We start from the raw sequence: 19,173 nt of genomic DNA, 5'->3' as shown, positions 1-19,173 counted from the left end.
AAATCCAAAATTTAATCACCTACCGACGTACAACCACAACAGTCCCCATTCCTGCCCAATTGTATAACTTACGCGCTTGACTAACTGGCAAATTAACGCAACCATGACTCACAGGAGTACCAAAACGGTTATGCCAATAAGCACCATGAATCGCATAGCCGCCATAAAAATACATCGTGTAAGGAACATCAGGAATGTCGTAACCTCTACCCCGCATCCGATGAGTGTGATATTTGGAATTAATTTGAAATCTACCCACAGGTGTAGGCGTTTTGCTCTTTCCCGTAGAAACCCGGTAAGAATAAACCACTTTTTTACCTTCCCAAGCCCGTAATCGCTGCTCAGATAAATCTATTTCAATCCAGCGAGATTGGGATATTTGCCTATTTCTAGATACACTCCTACTTTGATTTACTGTATAAGCATTAGCTGTAATAGTTTTCAGATTACTGGTTGGTGACGACCCAGAAAACAAAGTCATCAATACTAAACCTGTACAAAAAGTTCCAGAGCCAAGTATTAAAGCACTACGAATCCACATTGGCATAATCCAATTACCTTTTAATGATCTAATTAGTACACGCGAACTTTTTTGATCGAATATTTGCAATTACTTAGTCCGCGCCGGATTCATCAGGATTTACGCCAAATGCTGGAAAACAGAGATTCTTAATTCTTTCTCTATCTTACTGATCCTAGAGAACAGCGAACAGTTTAATTGTGTTGATTTCTTGTGATTTTGGGACAGATGATAGGTGACAGGTGACAGGTGACAGGTGACAGGGGAGAAAATTACGTTCGCGTAGCGTGCCGGAGGCACTATTACGAATTACGAATTACGAATTACCTATGACCTATTTTTGAATTACTACTGGAGTTCCTACATCAGCCCATTCAAATACCCATTTAGCATGATTAGGTGCAAGATTGACACAACCATGACTGACAGGAGTACCAAATCTATTGTGCCAGTAAGCGCCGTGAATGGCATAACCGCCTTGATAATACATAGTATGGGGAACATTGGGAACATCATAACCAGATCCCCGCATCCGGGTTTTTCTTAATTTAGTTTGAATCTTAAAAGTGCCAACGCGAGTGGGTGTAGAGCCTTTCCCAGAAGAAATGGTGATAGCATAAACTGGTTTGCTACCTTCCCACGCAATTAGATGTTGTTCAGACAGGTCTATTTGAATCCAGCGTTGATCAGATTGTTTGAGTGTTTGAATAGCGGTAGCAATTTTATTATTGTCAGTATTCTTATCGACATTTGCCCAAACTTGACTCGATACAGGATCAAAAATACTAGTAGAGACGAATGTAACTGCGAGTAAAATCTTTAAATTAATTATCCAGCGAGTATAAGAAAGACTTGTCATGGTAAACACACTCCTGCTTTCAACAACCTACTTGAAGCTGATTAAACTAAGTGTAATGTTAATTTCCGCCGCTAACAAGGATATCGGCAGAGCAGTTGATACAATCAACTTTCCTACATATTTACGCCCTTACATTTTTATAACTGACAACTTGGGTGAGTAGCATCAAGTGCTAAAAACTGCTACTGTGGATTCTCGATCCTACTTTTGAGTAATCGAAAAAGCAGCCAACAATCCATGACAATCACAATCAATCTCAAAAACGACTCCATTAACAATCTGGATTTGTCACCTGCATTAACGGTAATTGAACCACTGCTGCAAGAGGAATCCATTACATCCCATGAACAGCAATTGTGCTTTGAAATTAACTATGCACGGGAAGCAAATGATCCACGGGAGCTTTCAGAAATTCCAGAGATCAGGTTGTGGTTTGTGCGTCTAGATGCCAAGTATCCGTGGTTGCCATTTTTACTAGACTGGAAAGCTGGAGAATTAGCTCGTTACGCTGCTATGTTAGTGCCTCATCAATTTAGTTCTAAAGAAGGCATACAGTACAACCCTGAAGCCTTAGAAATCTTTTTGATGCACAAAATCTTTATTTTGAGTGATTGGCTAAAACAGCAAAGTATCCCCACTCAATTCCGGCTCAAGTCTCTAGCACAAATCTTGGGTTACGAATTAGAAGATGCTTTCTTTGAAATGATTGAAACCAAATAGAACTCAGGAGTCACTCGATTTTGGATTTTAGATGTTTCATGCAATCCAAAATCCAAAATCCAAAATCTAAACTTAATACTCAACCACCCCAAATTTTTTCTAAAACTGTTGCAGGTGGAATATCTGAAATTTTCTCAGTAGGCGACTTAATCGCTAAGAATTTGTCACTGTGTGGTAACACCTTTCCTGGATCTGTAGAACCTAGGAGAGCAATAGTATAAGTCTGTACTGCTACCGCAAGCTGAAGTGGCGCACTGTTGATCGACAACATTAAACTCGCACCGCCAATTATGGCAGTTAATTTGCCAATATTATCAGGGGTAGTCACTTTGATATTGGAACAAGATTCGAGGAGTGATGGCGTAAAGCCCACCTGCGGTGAACGCACAAATTGCTCATCATCAGTTTCTCTAATTACCACTACTGGTAAATCCGGTTGTTTTTGCTGGCACTCCTGTATGATTTGCCGCCAACTGACTACTGGATAGCTTGTATCTGCACCATCAAGTTGGGATATCTGATCAGAACCACCATAAATCAATATGTAACCTGTTTCATGTATACCTAAACGTTTTTGTTCCTGTTGCGCCCATTCAATGTCTGGTTTGGGTACATTAACTGCTAACTCTGGTACAGGTGTGTTAATCCCCAAAGGTAGGAGTAAATCATGATACATCGAAGCTATGTATTTTGATGTGTTGGCAGATACAGTGTTGGTCATAAACCCTCCACCTTTGCCTTTGTAGCCAATGCGTGTGGGAATTCCAGTTAACCAGAGAAATAAACCTACAAGCCAGCTTTCTCCAGCAGTAATAGCAACATCATATTCACGATCGCGGATTGTGCCAACTAAGTTACCCCAATCAGCTAGACTGCTACGATCTTTGTAATCAAAGGATAATACCTCATGAACTGATTTGCTCACCCGGTACGCAGCCTTTGACCGAGGTTCGACCACGACATCTATCTGAGCGTGAGGATAATGACGCTTCAGATCATCTAAAGTGGCAAAGAAAAGGATTTGGTCGCTAATGCCACCAGGTACAAGGGCTACTACTCGCATAAATAATAATATTTATTGACGCTTATCGCTCCTTATTTTAAGGGAATATAGGTAATGGGTAATTTGTAATTCGTAATTCATAATAGTGCCTCCGGCTCCCGTAAGGGATATGTAATTCAGAAAAGCGAACAGACAAGAGGTCTTAGGAGAAAGTTATTCTCCCCGTCTCCCCGTGCATAGTTAAAACATTGAGGAAAGTTGTGTATTTATTAATTCCCGCCGCAGGTAGCGGCAAAAGAATGGGTGCTGACCGCAATAAACTTCTACTACAGGTACGCTCACAATCCTTAATTGCTTGGACTTTGTTAGCTGCCGAAGCTGCCAGTTCTATTAGTTGGATAGGTATTATTTCTCAACCTCATGACTGGACAGATTTTAAAGCTATTATATCTGAATTGAAATTAACAAAACCTATTGAATTCATTATTGGTGGTTCTACCCGGCAAGAGTCAGTTTACAATGGCTTACAGGCATTACCATCTGAGGCGAAACAAGTATTAATACATGATGGTGCGCGTTGTTTAGCTACACCTGAGTTATTTAATACTTGTGCTGAATCTATTTTGCATTGTCCTGGGTTAATAGCTGCTGTACCTGTGAAAGATACCATCAAAGTTGTAGATGAAAGTGGCATAATTCAAAGTACACCTGATCGAGAAAAACTTTGGGCGGCTCAAACTCCCCAAGGGTTTGATGTTCAGTTGTTAAAACAATGTCATGCTGAGGGTGTACGTCAAGGGTGGGAAGTCACTGATGATGCGGCGTTGTTTGAAAAATGTGGGATAGAAGTACGTATAGTTCCAGGAGAGGAAACCAATTTGAAAGTTACCACTCCTCAAGATTTAGCGATCGCTGAATTTATTCTTAGTCATAGGGAATAGTTGACAGGTGACAGGTGACAGGTGACAGGTAAATTCCTTATTGAATATGTCTAAGAAAAATATAGCTTTAGCAATCAAAATAGAAGCCATTCTGTATTTAAAGGGTAAACCCTTGTCTGTGAGTGAAATTGCCGAGTATGCTGGGTGCGATCGCGCTACAGCAGAAGCAGGTATAATTGAATTGATGGATAATTATGCCCGTCGAGATAGCGCCCTGGAAATCGTAGAAACTGCAAATGGTTATAGTTTGCAACTGAGGTCTGAGTTTCATGACTTAGTACAAACTTTGATACCTGTAGAATTAGGTGTCGGAGCTTTGCGGACATTAGCGGCGATCGCTCTCAATAGTCCCATACTCCAAAGCGACTTAATTAATTTACGTGGTTCAGGTGTATATCAGCACGTTCCTGAACTAGTAGAACTGGGTTTTGTTCGCAAACGCCGAGACAGCGATTCTCGTTCATATTCATTACAAGTTACACCGAAGTTTCACCAATATTTCCAAATCGATCAACTGCCCCAAGTGTTGCCTACAGACGAGCAAGAACAACAGCTAGAACTGGAGTTAGAGGTTACAGGGGAAAGGGAAATGGGGTGATGGGGTGATGGGGTGATGGGGAGAAAATTCTTTACCTATTCCCTGTTCCCTGTTCCCTGTTCCCTGTTCCCTGTTCCCTGTTCCCTATTCCCTGTTCTGATAAATGCGCTAGGCTTGTACTATGGTTTAGAGTAGAATTAGCAACCAAGCTAAAAAAAATTGCCAATGGTGTTTGATCCTGACTTTTTGAATGACAACTCTGAGGAACACACTAATCAGCTTCTGAACGATCACTTGGGAGAAAACCCGAATCAATTGCTCAAATATTTACAGCATCAATCTCCTGACGTTCTCGCCCGTGTAGCCCAGTCTGTCAGCCCCGAAATTAAACAAATCATTTCCCAGAATGTCCAAGGACTTGTGGGAATGCTCCCAGCGGAAAATTTCAATGTCCAAATTACCACAGACAGGGACAACTTAGCTGGACTGTTAGCATCAGCAATGATGACCGGGTATTTTTTGCGTCAGATGGAACAAAGAATGCAACTAGAGCATTTGTCTAATCAATAGTTAAGAGTACAGACGTGAACAACCACGCCTGTACCCTTCAAGAGTAGACAATTAACAATGGATAATTGACCCTTCGGCTTCGCTCAGGGTAAACAATTACCTCTCCTTTCAAGGAATAGGTTTGAAAAATCGAAATTTTTTTCTTTTTTTTTCCCTTCCAAGGGGAGGTTTTAAAGCTTAAATGAAACAATTGTCAATTATCAATTATCAATTATCAATTGGTAACTATTTTTGTGGATAAGTTCCTGATCGAATTTGGAAGGTTTGAGTTTTGCCATTACGGTTGACTTCGATGGCAAGAATGTCACCGACTTTACTAAACTCAACTATCTTTTGTAATTGGGCTGAATTTTTCACCGCTTTACCGTTGATTCTTTGAATCACATCGCCAGGAAGTAAGCCGCCTTTTTGTGCTGGGGAATTTTCCAAAACTCCCTTAATGGCAATACCGACATCTGACTGGATTTTCAGCTGCTGTTCTTGATTTAACTGTTGCTTTTTGGTAGGTGAAAGGTCTACCATTTCAATTCCTAAAAATGGGTGTTCTGCTTTGCCTTTGGTAAATAGCTCATTAGCTATGCGGGCAGCCGTTTCGATGGGAATAGCAAAACCAAGCCCTTGAGCATCAGCACGAATGGCAGTATTAACGCCAATCACTTCTCCCTGGGCGTTTAACAGAGGACCACCAGAGTTACCAGGGTTAATTGCTGCATCGGTTTGGATGAAACTCACACGCTTATCAGGAACACCAACCTGGGCGCTAGTGCGGTCGGTGGCACTGATAATACCAATAGTTACAGTATTATCTAAACCCAAAGGATTACCAATGGCGATCGCCCACTGTCCAGGAATTAAGTTTTGGGAATTGCCTAATTTCACTGTCGGTAATTTATCCGCCGGAATTTTGACTACTGCTACATCTGTCACCGTATCAACTCCGACCACCTTACCCTCAAAAGTCCGCCCGTCTTTAAGAGTTACTTGTACTGTATCTGTATCAGCTACTACATGAGCATTAGTCAACAATTGACCATCGGCGCTCAAAATAAACCCCGAACCTGTACCACGCTCAATTCGTTCTGAGGGAATTGGTTCTTCATCCTCCCCAAAAAAACGCCTCCACATAGGATTTTTCAAAGCTTCAGAAATAGGATTTGCCACTTTACGAGTAGCATTAATTCGCACCACAGCAGGTCCAACTTTTTGAACAGCCGTGGCAATAAAATTGACATTATTACTACCAGCAGAATAAATTCCCTGAACAGGATCAGGAACAACAACTTCTGGGGGCAAAGCCACTGCAACATTTTTTAACTCTTGAAAAGAGTGATGCTGGTGTGAAAAATATCGGCTACCAAACACACCTGCACCACCACCAATAGCCACTAAAAACAGGTAAACCGCTAGTTGCTTTACAGATAACTTCATATTAATTAAGAATAATTGCACTCACAGAAAGACCGTTACTAATTCCCCAGTGTAGTCAAGTAAATGATAAGTGAACAGATTTATTTACAGAAATTGAATACATATTTGGGGATCAAAGCCAGTCAAGCAAAAAAATTATCCTATCTTTAAGATTAGCGATCTAGAATCTAGAATTAGCGAGTTGGAAACTTTTTGACATGACCTGTTCCTATTGTCCATTGTTTTTATATAGCTTAATGAGTGTTTTGGGGATAATAGCCACATTACCACCAGCCCAAAACGCCAATGCTGCTGTACCCAGTTGTCCAACTCCGGCGCTATCCCGTATCCAACGCTATCAAGTTACTAGTGGTGAGACTTTAGAGAGTATAGCCGAGCGTTACAATCTCCAGCCAAAAACAATTGCTGGTATGAATCCATCTGTTAATAACAGAATACTCACAGCGGGTACCCAACTTCAGATTCCCCCCTTCGATGGAATTGTTGTACAAGTACCTAATGGTCAAACTTGGCGACAAGTTGCCACAAAGTACAAAGTGCGTCAAGATACCTTGTTTGAAATTAATGGTTGTCAAGAAAATCCTAGAGTAGTTTTTGTTCCCGTTGTTCCAGGAGTCACAGGAACACCGAATCGGATCATTACTGCTTCCCCTGGACAAACTCCACCATCGGAAACAACATTTGGATATCCTTTACCAAATAATACAACTATAGCCCTACCTTATGGATGGCAAATTGAACAACCATCAGGTAAAGTTTTTTTTCATAGTGGTGTAGATTTAGTAGCACCAGTAGGTACGACCGTACAAGCGATCGCACCAGGTATTGTAGTATTTGCCAAAGACCAGACTAGTTATGGCAAATTAGTAATTATTAACCACGCAGGTGGACTACAAACTCGTTATGCCCAACTTGATAGTATTCAAGTTACTCTAGGACAACGAGTAAAACAAGGTGACATCTTAGGAACTGTGGGTACTACAGGCCAACCAACTTCTCAAGAACCACATCTACATTTTGAAATTCGTGCTAATGAAGCCCTTGGTTGGACTGCAAAAAATCCCAAGGAGTATTTGAAATGAGGATTTTTAAAACGCAGAGGATCACAGAGGTAAGCGCAGAGGTTCGCGGAGTAGTTCTCTGTGTTTCTCTGTGAAATCTTTGCGTTCCTGTGTCTTTTCGCTCCATTAAATAAAGTTCTGTGCGGTAGATTTAATAATGTGCATTCCTGCTGCTGCAAATCTAGCAAATGTTGCATTAGCTTGTTCTGTGTAGTCAACTACTCCGGGAACAACAACAGGTGAGGTGCAATCTTCAAGTAGATAAATTTTATTTGTCAGGGTGCTATCTACCTGTTGAATTTCGGTTAATAAATCTTCAATTGTCCAAGCAACACAATGACTTTTAGCTTGTCCACCAATAATCACTCTATCAAATTCTAATAGTTGTTTAATCAAGTTTGTGTTTTTTTGTCCAATTGGCTTTTCATCAAATCCTGTTAAAACTTCTGGACGTAAAATAGAATAATTTTCGGTTAAAGGATTTTCTCCTTTTAACTCAAATTGGGTTTGAGTTTGACGAGCGATACCATGAAAGAATATGGCTTCTTCTACTGAGGAAACTAAAGCATGACCAATTCCTCCTAACATGGAATGGTAAGGCCAAACTGTGAGCGGATATTTTCCATCTTGGCTGAGTTTTTTAACGTAGTGATAAGCCTGTTTTTTTAATAATTCATAATCGCCATTTGTCACACTACTAGCAACTGCTGGGTTAACTTGCCAAATACCTGCGTCTATATCTGCTGGGGTGATATTAGTTGCTGCTGGTGTGGGGTGTTCTCCATCTGCATTGATCCAATAAATCGGATGGAAAATTTGCATGGCTGTGTGAGTATCTAGAGTGGGGATAATTTTGGTAATTACGCCCAAGTTGCGATAAATAAATGCACACAATCTTTGATTATCATCAACTGCACCTGTTCCTGTTTGTCCACCTACATACAATTCAAAATCGGGAATACAAAAGGTGTTTTGGACATCTATTAATAATAGACAAATGCGATTTTTATCTGTTGATGCTGGAGGGATGTTTTGTTGTTTTGTCCATGCTTCTGCGTCAGCTGCCCTTTGTTGGTAAGGTACGCGCCATAATTCACCGACTTTTGAGGGGTTGAAGTGGGGAGGAATGGGGAGTTGGGTGGTTGTTTGGGTAGTCATAATGTAATATTAATCTTTGTCTTTATAACTGAAATAAATTAAATTTTTAATCAAAACTGTTTTCATCTTTTAAAATAATTTTTTGATAGTTTCTAGAGGTAAGAACATTTCTAAAGGAACATCTACAAGACTAAAAAAATCATAACGTTGATAATAAATTTGAGCTTTTTCATCTTTAGCATCAACAAATAAACCAATTACTCCTGCATTCTCGGCAATTACCAAAGCTCTTTTCATTGCTTCAATCATGAGAATTTCACCTATTCCTTGACTTTGCCAGTCCTGGGTAACAGCCAAGCGTGCTAGTTTAACACCAGGAACTGTTGTAGGGTATTTTTTTGCAAGCTGTGGTGGTAACTTTTCGGCTTTCACTTCACAAATTGATAAAGTGAAGAAACCGATAATAGTTTCAGGTTGTTCTGTATCTACCAAAACAAAAGTGCGAGAAATTCCTTTTTGAATATGCTGACGCGCGGTGCGAGTCAGAAATTGATTTAGTAGTTCATTCCCACAATTAAAAGTTTCTCTGTTATGAGACTTGTTCAGAAGTTCAATGATTTTCACGGAAGAATTCTTGATGTCTAACAGCAGCAGCTTTTAAGGCTGAATTAGGTTCAGGAGGATTTTCAATTAGGCTAAAAACTGTATCTGCATCTTGTTGGGATAAATTAATTACCCTTTCTGCTTCTAGAATTTTGTGAGCTTCTTTCAGGGCTGATTGAACTAAAAATTGATTTAAAGTAGCCCCAGATAAAGCAGCTGCTTGTTCTAAAGTTGCCTTAATTTGAGAGGGAATCCTTGCTGTCACCCTTGCATCATTAACAGAAGAAGTGGAAGACATAGCTAATTTTAAATATGTATGAAATTTCATTTTAACACTATGGTGACAAAATGACACCATTATGGATAAAAACGTAATAGAAAAAGTTTTGGCTGGCGATCGCATCTCGAAGACACTAAACCAATACCTACCATAGACATATCCAATTTTCTAAATTTCCCACTTCATTACCCAAAAGAGCCTCAACTGTGGCAATCTGGGAAACAGAACCCCTTGCAATCTGATATTTTAGCTACAGAAAATCTACCTATTGAGGTTATGCAAACTCTGCCGACTCTTGAGACTATCAACACTACATCCAGTCAACCCACCTTTGACACCACCATCAAACGCCGCAAAACCCGTCCTGTCAAGGTGGGAGATGTCACCGTTGGGGGAGGCTACCCAGTGGTGGTACAGTCAATGATTAACGAAGACACCCTAGATATTGACGGTTCTGTAGCCGCTATTCGTCGTCTCCATGAGATTGGCTGTGAAATAGTCCGCGTTACTGTTCCTAGTATGGCTCATGCCAAAGCTTTGGCGGAAATTAAGGAAAAGTTAATCAAAACTTACCGCGATGTCCCCATTGTTGCCGATGTCCATCACAATGGCATGAAAATTGCCCTGGAAGTTTCTAAACACATTGAAAAAGTGCGAATTAATCCAGGGTTGTATGTGTTTGAAAAACCTAACAGCGATCGCACCGAATATACAAAAGCTGAATTTGACGAAATTGGCGAAAAAATCCGTGAAACCTTAGCACCTTTGGTAATTTCTCTGCGTGACCAAGGTAAAGCTATGCGAATTGGTGTTAATCATGGTTCTTTAGCAGAAAGAATGCTATTTACCTACGGTGACACCCCGGAGGGAATGGTAGAATCTGCCTTAGAATTCATTCGCATTTGTGAATCTTTGGATTTTTACAACATCGTTATTTCCATGAAAGCCTCACGGGTTCCTGTGATGGTAGCTGCTTATCGGTTAATGGCCAAGCGCATGGATGAGTTGGGTATGGACTATCCTTTACATCTGGGCGTAACCGAAGCTGGTGATGGGGAATATGGCAGAATTAAATCTACTGCGGGAATTGCCACATTATTAGCTGATGGTATTGGTGATACAATTCGCGTTTCTTTAACTGAAGCCCCAGAAAAAGAAATTCCTGTATGTTATAGCATTCTGCAAGCTTTAGGTTTGCGGAAAACAATGGTTGAGTATGTAGCTTGTCCTTCCTGTGGAAGAACTCTGTTTAACCTAGAAGAAGTGCTGCATAAAGTTAGAGAAGCAACCAAGCACTTAACTGGTTTAGATATTGCCGTCATGGGTTGTATTGTTAACGGACCTGGAGAAATGGCAGATGCTGACTATGGTTATGTTGGCAAAACTCCTGGTTACATTTCTTTATATCGTGGCAGGGAAGAAATTAAAAAAGTCCCAGAAAATCAAGGTGTGGAGGAGTTAATCAACCTGATTAAAGCAGATGGACGTTGGGTAGATCCTTAAATTGAGATGACCGGTGACAGGTGACAGGTGACAGTGAATAAGCAGGAGAGATGGGGAGGTATCAAGTCAAAAATCAAAAGTCAAAATTCAAAATTCAAAAACTTTTGCCTCTTGCCTCTTGCCTTTTGCCTTCTTTCCCAGTCACCAATCACCAAATCCTGTGTTAGATTGAGCATACTGACTATAAATTTTCCCTCTGACACAGCTGTCATTATGGTGATTACAAAGAGTAGACTTGTTTTAGGTGCTACAGCAGTAACGCTTTCTACAATTGCGGTGACTAGTCTTGGCATTCACTCCCGTGGTCAGGCTTTGTTTAAAGCAAGTCCCAAGGAATTGATAGACGAGGTTTGGCAAATTGTTTACCGTCAATATGTGGACGGAACTTTTAATCAGGTAGATTGGCAAGCTGTTCGTAAAGAATATTTAAGCAAGTCCTACACTAACCAAGAGGAAGCTTATAAGTCCATCCGGGAAATGCTGAAAAAGCTAGAAGATCCCTACACCCGGTTTATGGATCCAGAGGAATTCAAGAATATGCAAGTTGATACCTCTGGAGAACTCACAGGGATTGGTATCACTATTAGTCAGGATGAAAAAACTAAGCAATTAGTTGTGATTGCCCCGATTGAGGATACACCTGCCTTTAAAATGGGAATCCTAGCTAAGGATGTGATCCTGGAAATTGATGGCAAAAGCACTCAAGGCATGGATACTAACCAAGCTGTGTCTTTGATTCGTGGTGAAGCTGGAACCAGCGTCAAACTAAAAATTTTGCGGAATGGTCAGAAAAAACAATTTGAGATCACACGGGCTAAAATTGAAATCCATCCGGTTAAGTATTCGGAAAAATCAACTCCAGCAGGTAATCTTGGCTACATCCGCCTCAATCAGTTTAGTGCCAATGCCGCCAAGGAAATGAGAGATGCAATTAATAAGTTAGAAGCTAAAAACGTATCTGGTTATATTTTGGATCTGCGGGGTAATCCTGGTGGTTTATTATTCTCCAGTGTGGATATTGCCCGGATGTGGATAGATAAAGGCACAATTGTTTCTACTATTGACCGTCAAGGCGAGCAAGAACGAGAAATTGCGAGAGGACGTGCTTTAACTACTAAACCTTTGGTGGTGTTGGTTGATAAGGGTTCAGCTAGTGCTAGTGAAATTCTTTCCGGTGCTTTGCAGGATAATAAACGTGCGACGATAGTGGGTACACAAACTTTTGGTAAGGGTTTGGTACAATCTGTGCGACCTTTGGAAGATGGTTCAGGATTAGCAGTGACAATTGCTAAGTATCATACTCCTAGCGGTAAAGATATTAATAAGCATGGCATTGATCCAGATGTAAAAGTGGATTTAACTGATGCCCAAAGACAAGAGTTGTGGTTAAAGGAACGAGATAAACTGGCTACTTTAGAAGATCCTCAATTTGCTAAAGCTGTGGAAATTTTAGGTAAACAAACTGCTCAAAATAGTACGACAACGAAGAAGAATTAATTCGTAATTCGTAATTCGTAATTCGTAATTCGTAATTAAGATTTTATCTGGGTTTCATGTTATGAATCTACTACCGAATTTTACAGAATTGGTATGAATCTAAAATCCAAAATCTAAAATCCAAAATCCAAAATCTAAAATTACATGGGTTGGCATTTTCCAGCCCTGATTAATCCTACACGACAAGCGATTGCTTCTTGTTGTGAACTAAAAGTTCCCCATTTTTCAATCATGTCTGGGTTATTGTCCTCCAGTTTTTCACTGGGGACTATTTCGCATATTTGGGATTTATACTTGACAATATACCAAGTTTGTGAGTTTGTCATAATCAAATATGAATTTGCTAGGATTAAAAAGTGCCAACTAATAAGCATTCAAAAATTGACAATGAACAATGGAAAATTACCTCTTTCTAAAGGGTAGAAGATTGAAATAAAGGAAAGGTTTTGCTTGCTATTTATCTTGAAAAAGATAGGTTTTTAAGCATATTAATCAATTATCAATTGTCAATTATCAATTGTCCATTGAGCAGGGTTTTAATTTTAACTGCTATTGAATTTAGGAGTGTAAATTTACCTATGCCTTCACCATTTCCGGGGATGAATCCCTATTTAGAAAATCCTGAACTTTGGCCAGAAGTTCACAGTAGATTAATTATTGCGATCGCGGATGCAATTTTCCCTCATTTACGACCAAAATACAGAGTAGCTGTAGAAAAAAGAATTTATCAAATGACCGATGGAAATTCGGTTTTAATTGGTATTCCTGATGTCACTATAGCACGTTCTTTAAAGTCCACAACTCAAGATTCATCTAATCTTGCTGTTGCTTTTCCACCTGTTAACCCCGTAACCGTAAATATTCCCATACCAGAAGAAATTAGAGAAAGTTATTTAGAAGTCAGAGAAGTGGCAACAGGAGAAGTTGTGACAGTGATTGAACTGCTTTCACCTAAAAATAAACGTCCAGGAGAAGGGAGAAACGCATATCAAACCAAGCGTCAACAAATATTAGGAAGTTCTACACATTTAGTCGAAATAGATTTACTGCGTGGTGGTGAATCTATGCCAATCTTAGATGATAAAATTAAATCAGATTATCGTATTTTAGTTAGTCGTAGTCAATTGCGTCCTAGAGCAGAATTATATCCTTTTAATTTGCAAGAACCTATTCCTACTTTTGTGTTACCTCTGAAAAAAGGAGATATAGAATCATTATGAGAGTTATAAAATGTAATTCAAGAGTTGTTGGAAAGTGCTGGGTTTGATTAGGCTATAGATTATAATCGTCAACCTGTAACAAATATTCAAGAAACTGATCTTGTTTGGGTGAATGAGTTATTAAAACAGCAAGGTTTACGAGAATCTCAAGTTTCTGAATTGAAGTAAATTGCTGTAAATGCAAGAAAATTATGCAATTTTTACATGAAAGAATTAAAATAGTTACATAAATAACAGATGATCAGAATGACATTGTTTGTTACTGCTATCGCCCACTACAATGCACACAATGTAGTGGGTTTTATATTCTCTTCAGGATTTTAAATTATGTCAACTTCTATTGATTTGCAACCAATGTCACGTAAGATAATTTGTGAAGAATGTGCATTTTATGTTAAATCAGAATGTACTCACCCTGATGAGTTGGGGGTTAATTGTGCGACTGTGATTTTTTGCAATTCATTCACTCCAGCGGTGGAAGTTGACAGTCCTTGTGTTACTTTTGGAAGTGAGGATATGCCATAAAGTGCGATCGCACTTCTCATAGTAACGGAGGCGATCGCACCTGCCAAAATTCTAGTTAGACAAGAATTTTATTGGTTGGCTAAATTAGAATCTTTGTTCTCTTCCACCACGTCTGTAGGGGAAGTAGTAGTAGCCACCGCAATAGAAGTATGGAGGACATCTACGTTCACCGAACCCACCACCGGATCTATCACCACCGTATCCACCACCACCGTATCCACCACCACCGGATCTATCACCACCGTATCCACCACCATATTGTCCTCCAGATACCAACTCTTGTTGCTCATCGGATAATTCTATCAATTGCTCAGATTGGTTAATTTGAACTGGCATAATTGTTTACCTCACTTACGTAATTAGGTAATTTTTACCTAACGACTTGAATATAAACATTCGGTGCTAGGAATTCATAAAGCTAAAGGTAGAACCTGATTCTATCTTTGATATCCACAAGAGATAATTTTTCTGTTATTGTCTTTGTGTGTAGAGTAAATAAACTGTACGGTTTAGTTATAAATTGGGATAATTTTTGAATTTTGAATTGTTTAAGGTTTGGTTGTTCCTGTATCTGGCTGAATTAAAATAGGTGTTCCTCCTTTTTCAGAACCGATAACAACAACTTTAGAATTATTAGATTGAGCAAGTTTTTCTGTAGCTTCAATTGCGCGTAATTGCAGAATTTGGTTAGTGAGTCCACCAGAGATAATTTTTTGAGATTCAGCTATACCTTTAGCTTCAATTTTCTTTCTTTCAGCTTCTTGACGTTCTTTTTCTAACACGAATTTCATTTGTTCATTTTCTTGTTCGGCTTTCAGTTTTTGCTGAATTGCTATTTGCAAATTTTCAGGCATTTTCACATTTCTTAAAAGTGCTTGGTCAACAATGAAGCCTAATGTTGGTATTTCCTGGGTAAGTTGCTGGTCAATTTTTTGAACTATTTCCTGACGTTTTGTAGAATAAATAGCACTAGCTGGGTAGTTGGCTGTAATAGCGCGGACGGTAGAACGAAATCGAGAAATAAGCAATTCTTTTTCGTCAATTCCAATTGTTTTGTATACTATTGCTGCCTTCTGGGGATCGAGTCTATATTGCAAACTAACATCAAGATTTAAACTCAAACCTTCTTGAGAAGTTGTATCTATATTTTCCTTGATATCTTTCAGACGAGTCGAAAAATTCAAGACTTTAGCAAAAGGATTAACTAAGTGAATACCTGAATCGAGGGTATTATCAGAAACTTTACCAAAAAAATTAATTACACCAACATTTCCCGGTGGAACTATCACCAACAGTCTGGAAATTGAAGCCAGTAGGGCAATACTACCAATTAATATGGTAATCCCACGTATTACAAATTGAGTCTTGGTGCTGGTGATTTTGCTGGTTTGAAGATATAGGAGACTAGCTATGAGACTTGTGAGGAGAGAAACTATAAAGCCCATAAGATTGTCCTGTGTTGTTAAGATGCTCTATATACTTAACACACAAGTATAATCCTGACTTTAAGGTTTGATGAAGAGGATGTAGGGGACTTCCAACTAAACAAATATTCCATCGTTTGGGTCAGCAGGGGAAGCAGGGGGCGCAGGGGAGGAAGAATCTCGTACTCATATTGGTTCTCACTCATTGAATAATTTAATTTCTGGAAGTCCCTAGGATGTGGGGTGGGGAACTGCATAATTAACATCAGGGGTATTCAGCAGGGAATAGGGATAGAGTGGAGGTAGCAGGAAAAAATTGATTATAAGTAATTAGCCGTAGATGATATTACGTTTTTATTTGTGTAATTTCTATCCGATTATCACCAGGATCACGCAGGAAAAACCTGACATATCCGGGAATTGGTCTTTTGTCAGGAATGATTTCTACTCCATGTCCTTTCAAGTGTTCTTCAAAGGCAGGCAAGCTATCAACTTGATAGCAAATATGCCTTCTTGACCCTTGGTTACTAACGTTTCTGTCTGGACTCAGATGTATTTGCACATCTCCCAATTCATACCAAAATCCAGAATCATAATTCAGTTCTTCTGGTCTATGAATTTTCTTGAGTTCTAAAACTTGGCTATAAAAAAACTCCATTGCTTCCTCTACTTCTAGAGGGTATGTTACCTGAATATGGTGAACTGCTTTAAGATGCATCTGTATTTTCCTGTTACTAGATATGAATTTTCAAGTTATGTCAATAGCAAAAGTAGTTAGGACATCAACTGATGAGAAAATCAGATAAAAAAGACTTTTTACACTGTCATCTGTCACCTGTCACCTTCTATACTAAATTTGCAGCTTTCCAACTGGCTAAATCTGCCAAAGCGCGATCGCGGTAACGTCCATATTTCTCCGGTTTACTCTTGATTCTCACACCCAAATCTGGGACAATACCAAAATTAGGAGCCATGGGTTGAAAATGTTTTGGTTCAGCAGAACTAATAAATTCAAATAAAGCCCCCATCATGGTTGTATTTGGTAATATCAAAGGTTCTTTTCCTAAAGCTAACCTAGCAGCATTTGTTCCCGCTAACCAACCACCCGCAGATGCAGCAGTGTAACCTTCTGTGCCTATTAATTGTCCTGCGGCTAATAAAATTGGGCGTTCTTTAAATTGCAAACTTGCAGACATTAACTGCGGTGCATTTAAAAATGTATTGCGGTGCATTACTCCTAATCTAACAAACTCGGCTTTTTCCAAACCAGGTATCATTTGAAAAACCCGTTTTTGTTCACCCCAACGTAAATTAGTTTGAAATCCGACCATATTCCAAAGTTGACCGGCTTTATCTTCTTGTCGCAATTGAATTACCGCATAGTTACGTTCTCCGGTGCGAGGATCAGATAAACCTACTGGTTTCAGGGGACCATAGCGCATGGTATCTTCTCCCCGTCGTGCCATTTCTTCAATCGGTAAACAAGCTTCAAAAAATTTCGCGGTTTCTTTTTCAAAGTCTTTTAATTCTGTTTGTTCAGCTTGACGTAATTCTGACCAAAAATGTAAATACTGCTCTTTATTCATGGGGCAATTCAGATATGCTGCTTCACCTTTGTCATAGCGGGAAGCCATAAAAGCAATATCTTTATTAATAGAATCGCCTAAAATAATAGGACTGGCAGCATCAAAGAAATTGAGATATTCCATCCCGGTAAATCGTTGTAAATCTGCGGATAAATCGGGACTTGTTAATGGTCCAGAAGCTAACACAACAATACCTTCAGGAATTGCTGTCACTTCTCCCCGACGGAAATCAATTAATGGATGATTTGTTAAAGTTTGGGTTAAGTCTTCGCCAAATTGTCCTCTATCTACGGCTAAAGCGCCACCAGCGGGTACTGCGTGTTCATCGGCTTTAGCAATGATGATAGAACCGAGTTGACGGAGTTCTTCGTGTAATAAACCTGCGGCGCGATCGCTTGCCATAGCCCCGAAGGAGTTACTACAGACCAATTCGGCTAAATTTTCCGTATGATGGGCAGGACTGAACCTTTTAGGACGCATCTCGTGAAGAATTACAGGAACGCCGGCTTGGGCAATTTGCCATGCTGCTTCTGTTCCCGCAAGTCCACCGCCTATTACTTGTATCGGTTCTTGTGTCATAGTTGTTTTTTTAATGACTTGGTTTGGTTAAAGATAATTTTCTATGATATCGATGAATTATTATATCAGTTAAATTAACTTGACCGCATTCTACCGTAGTTGTTTGTTATCACTTATGAAGCATCTGCGGGGATTTCTTTCAATTGAATTCTCGTTTTATTACTAGAGCAGACATTTGGGTTATTTCTACAACTTTCGTCTGCTAAATCAAATTGAGTTTCAGAACAGAAAGCAAATCTAGTACTGCCATACACTTGCAACTGATTATAAAAATCTACATCATTTAAAGTGAGTGGAAAAAGGTTACTATCTAGTTTTGCAAACTCATGAAAATGACTTTTTTCTTTCATGATTAATATGGCTTTGCTATTAATCGGAAATGCTATTTCTATACCTGGAGAATTAATACCATTCAATCCTAGATGTGGGTATTGTACAACAGGATGATCAGATGTAAATAGTGGTTTATCTGTATCATTAATACCTATTAAGTAAATGTGTTTTCGTAGAATTTGAGATGCTGTTTCATAGTAACTGTCCATAAAATTAGAGTGTATCACAGATAGTCCTTCTTTATACATGAAACTTAATTGTTCATCTATTCTATCGAAAAGCATAGATTGTATTTCAGATGTAGATTCTTCATTAAGTGTAATAGAGCATTCCTTTGCACCTTGAGTTATAATTTCATTAATTTCTTGTTCTATAGATTTATCTAATAAAGGTTTAGTTACCTCACGCATTTCTAACAAAGAGTTTCTAAATTCCTTTGTTCTAAATAACTGAAATGCTACAACGTAGGATAAATCTATTTTTTGGCTTTGATTTAAAACTTTTTTCGAGTAAGGGTGACTTTTTTCTCTTAAATTAAAGATTCCATCAATCTTTTTTTGAATATGGTTAAGTAATTTCTTTTGCCTACTTTCCAGTCCAGTAAAGAAATTTTCTACTTTTTGTGGATCTTCTCCTGGTGATACTAAAATTTCAGGAAAATCATAAAAATATCTTTCTAATGGAATCTTTTTAATATTATTGGAAAATTTTGTTTGGGTAAATTTGTCAAAAACAAAAATTTGCTTTTCATTTTTATTTGGATCAATACTAAAATTTTCCAGATAAGATTTAGGAACATAGTGTTGATTTTTCTTTGGTTTTTCCATGTTTACTAACTCCCTTGTTTACAAATATAGTGACAATAATTGGGGATCTATTTATTTT

At 38.9% G+C, this 19,173-nt stretch carries 21 protein-coding genes and 1 pseudogene; 9 read left to right on the top strand and 13 right to left on the bottom strand.

All coding sequences use genetic code 11. The features are described from left to right. Positions 1–19: 19 nt before the first annotated feature. Both A0J48_RS15665 and A0J48_RS15660 read right to left on the bottom strand, forming a co-directional pair. A complete protein-coding gene (locus A0J48_RS15665; protein ID WP_200324572.1) occupies positions 20–547 on the bottom strand; it encodes a L,D-transpeptidase in 528 nt (175 codons plus the stop codon). Positions 548–854: 307 nt separating this feature from the next. Then, positions 855–1,379: a L,D-transpeptidase gene (locus A0J48_RS15660; RefSeq protein WP_200324569.1), complete on the bottom strand. Its 525-nt coding sequence runs from the start codon at positions 1,377–1,379 to the stop codon at positions 855–857. A gap of 237 nt (positions 1,380–1,616) precedes the next feature. On the opposite strand from A0J48_RS15660, the gene A0J48_RS15655 reads away from it, so the two are divergent. Next, positions 1,617–2,099, top strand: a complete 483-nt coding sequence (locus tag A0J48_RS15655) for a CRR6 family NdhI maturation factor (protein WP_200324567.1) — start codon at positions 1,617–1,619, stop codon at positions 2,097–2,099. A gap of 79 nt (positions 2,100–2,178) precedes the next feature. Here A0J48_RS15655 and A0J48_RS15650 read toward each other — a convergent pair whose 3' ends face one another. Then, positions 2,179–3,162, bottom strand: a complete 984-nt coding sequence (locus A0J48_RS15650) for a glycosyltransferase family 9 protein (RefSeq protein WP_200324565.1) — start codon at positions 3,160–3,162, stop codon at positions 2,179–2,181. Between the two features lie 200 nt (positions 3,163–3,362). Between A0J48_RS15650 and ispD the strand changes: the two genes are divergently transcribed. The 3 genes from ispD (at position 3,363) to A0J48_RS15635 (ending at position 5,151) form a co-directional block, all read left to right on the top strand. Then, a complete protein-coding gene (gene ispD, locus A0J48_RS15645) occupies positions 3,363–4,043 on the top strand; it encodes a 2-C-methyl-D-erythritol 4-phosphate cytidylyltransferase (protein WP_200324563.1) in 681 nt (226 codons plus the stop codon). 46 nt (positions 4,044–4,089) lie between these two features. Then, complete coding sequence (gene scpB, locus A0J48_RS15640; RefSeq protein WP_200324561.1) at positions 4,090–4,641, top strand: SMC-Scp complex subunit ScpB; 552 nt, start codon at positions 4,090–4,092, stop codon at positions 4,639–4,641. Positions 4,642–4,806: 165 nt separating this feature from the next. Next, on the top strand, positions 4,807–5,151 hold the full coding sequence (locus tag A0J48_RS15635) for a DUF760 domain-containing protein (RefSeq protein ID WP_200324559.1): 345 nt from the start codon (positions 4,807–4,809) through the stop codon (positions 5,149–5,151). A 225-nt stretch (positions 5,152–5,376) separates the two neighbouring features. Here the strand turns inward: A0J48_RS15635 and A0J48_RS15630 are convergent, their stop codons facing one another. Beyond that, positions 5,377–6,579 (bottom strand): HhoA/HhoB/HtrA family serine endopeptidase, encoded by a 1,203-nt coding sequence (locus A0J48_RS15630; protein ID WP_200324557.1) that lies wholly within the window; start codon positions 6,577–6,579, stop codon positions 5,377–5,379. 197 nt (positions 6,580–6,776) lie between these two features. On the opposite strand from A0J48_RS15630, the gene A0J48_RS15625 reads away from it, so the two are divergent. After that, positions 6,777–7,661: a LysM peptidoglycan-binding domain-containing M23 family metallopeptidase gene (locus tag A0J48_RS15625; protein ID WP_200324555.1), complete on the top strand. Its 885-nt coding sequence runs from the start codon at positions 6,777–6,779 to the stop codon at positions 7,659–7,661. Positions 7,662–7,766: 105 nt separating this feature from the next. Here the strand turns inward: A0J48_RS15625 and A0J48_RS15620 are convergent, their stop codons facing one another. The 3 genes from A0J48_RS15620 to A0J48_RS15610 all read right to left on the bottom strand — a co-directional run bounded on the left by A0J48_RS15620 (position 7,767) and on the right by A0J48_RS15610 (position 9,639). Beyond that, entirely contained in the window at positions 7,767–8,798 is a 1,032-nt protein-coding gene (locus tag A0J48_RS15620) for a cysteine hydrolase family protein (protein ID WP_200324554.1), read from the bottom strand. Between the two features lie 69 nt (positions 8,799–8,867). Continuing rightward, positions 8,868–9,362 carry a GNAT family N-acetyltransferase gene (locus A0J48_RS15615; protein ID WP_200324552.1) on the bottom strand — a complete coding sequence of 165 codons (495 nt, stop codon included), beginning with the start codon at positions 9,360–9,362 and terminating at the stop codon, positions 8,868–8,870. After that, positions 9,349–9,639 carry a type II toxin-antitoxin system TacA family antitoxin gene (locus A0J48_RS15610; protein WP_200324550.1) on the bottom strand — a complete coding sequence of 97 codons (291 nt, stop codon included), beginning with the start codon at positions 9,637–9,639 and terminating at the stop codon, positions 9,349–9,351. The genes A0J48_RS15615 and A0J48_RS15610 overlap by 14 nt, the downstream gene beginning before the upstream one ends. Positions 9,640–9,897: 258 nt before the next feature. Between A0J48_RS15610 and ispG the strand changes: the two genes are divergently transcribed. Continuing rightward, positions 9,898–11,124, top strand: a complete 1,227-nt coding sequence (gene ispG / locus A0J48_RS15605; RefSeq protein WP_200324594.1) for a (E)-4-hydroxy-3-methylbut-2-enyl-diphosphate synthase — start codon at positions 9,898–9,900, stop codon at positions 11,122–11,124. A gap of 213 nt (positions 11,125–11,337) precedes the next feature. Then, complete coding sequence (ctpC, locus tag A0J48_RS15600; RefSeq protein WP_200324548.1) at positions 11,338–12,621, top strand: carboxyl-terminal processing protease CtpC; 1,284 nt, start codon at positions 11,338–11,340, stop codon at positions 12,619–12,621. 140 nt (positions 12,622–12,761) lie between these two features. Here the strand turns inward: ctpC and A0J48_RS15595 are convergent, their stop codons facing one another. Next, positions 12,762–12,947 carry a DDE transposase family protein gene (locus tag A0J48_RS15595; protein ID WP_200324546.1) on the bottom strand — a complete coding sequence of 62 codons (186 nt, stop codon included), beginning with the start codon at positions 12,945–12,947 and terminating at the stop codon, positions 12,762–12,764. 252 nt (positions 12,948–13,199) lie between these two features. Here A0J48_RS15595 and A0J48_RS15590 point away from each other — a divergent pair. Both A0J48_RS15590 and A0J48_RS15585 read left to right on the top strand, forming a co-directional pair. Then, positions 13,200–14,009, top strand: a pseudogene (locus A0J48_RS15590) (DUF4058 family protein). A 159-nt stretch (positions 14,010–14,168) separates the two neighbouring features. Further along, a complete protein-coding gene (locus tag A0J48_RS15585; RefSeq protein ID WP_200324544.1) occupies positions 14,169–14,366 on the top strand; it encodes a hypothetical protein in 198 nt (65 codons plus the stop codon). A gap of 84 nt (positions 14,367–14,450) precedes the next feature. Here the strand turns inward: A0J48_RS15585 and A0J48_RS15580 are convergent, their stop codons facing one another. The 5 genes from A0J48_RS15580 to A0J48_RS15560 form a co-directional block, all read right to left on the bottom strand. Then, a complete protein-coding gene (locus A0J48_RS15580) occupies positions 14,451–14,702 on the bottom strand; it encodes a hypothetical protein (protein ID WP_200324542.1) in 252 nt (83 codons plus the stop codon). 212 nt (positions 14,703–14,914) lie between these two features. After that, the gene (locus tag A0J48_RS15575) at positions 14,915–15,811 is read right to left on the bottom strand and encodes a prohibitin family protein (RefSeq protein ID WP_200324540.1); all 897 of its coding nucleotides are present in this window, start codon (positions 15,809–15,811) and stop codon (positions 14,915–14,917) included. Between the two features lie 325 nt (positions 15,812–16,136). Next, positions 16,137–16,508, bottom strand: coding sequence for a VOC family protein (locus tag A0J48_RS15570; RefSeq protein WP_200324538.1), 372 nt, complete (start codon positions 16,506–16,508; stop codon positions 16,137–16,139). Between the two features lie 127 nt (positions 16,509–16,635). Continuing rightward, the gene (gene trmFO, locus A0J48_RS15565) at positions 16,636–17,955 is read right to left on the bottom strand and encodes an FADH(2)-oxidizing methylenetetrahydrofolate--tRNA-(uracil(54)-C(5))-methyltransferase TrmFO (RefSeq protein ID WP_200324536.1); all 1,320 of its coding nucleotides are present in this window, start codon (positions 17,953–17,955) and stop codon (positions 16,636–16,638) included. 113 nt (positions 17,956–18,068) lie between these two features. Next, the gene (locus tag A0J48_RS15560; protein ID WP_200324534.1) at positions 18,069–19,115 is read right to left on the bottom strand and encodes a DUF4238 domain-containing protein; all 1,047 of its coding nucleotides are present in this window, start codon (positions 19,113–19,115) and stop codon (positions 18,069–18,071) included. Positions 19,116–19,173: the final 58 nt, after the last annotated feature.

The organism is Sphaerospermopsis aphanizomenoides BCCUSP55, from assembly GCF_001586785.1.
Lineage (GTDB): Bacteria > Cyanobacteriota > Cyanobacteriia > Cyanobacteriales > Nostocaceae > Sphaerospermopsis_A > Sphaerospermopsis_A aphanizomenoides_A.
This window is presented reverse-complemented; position numbering and strand designations above follow the sequence as displayed.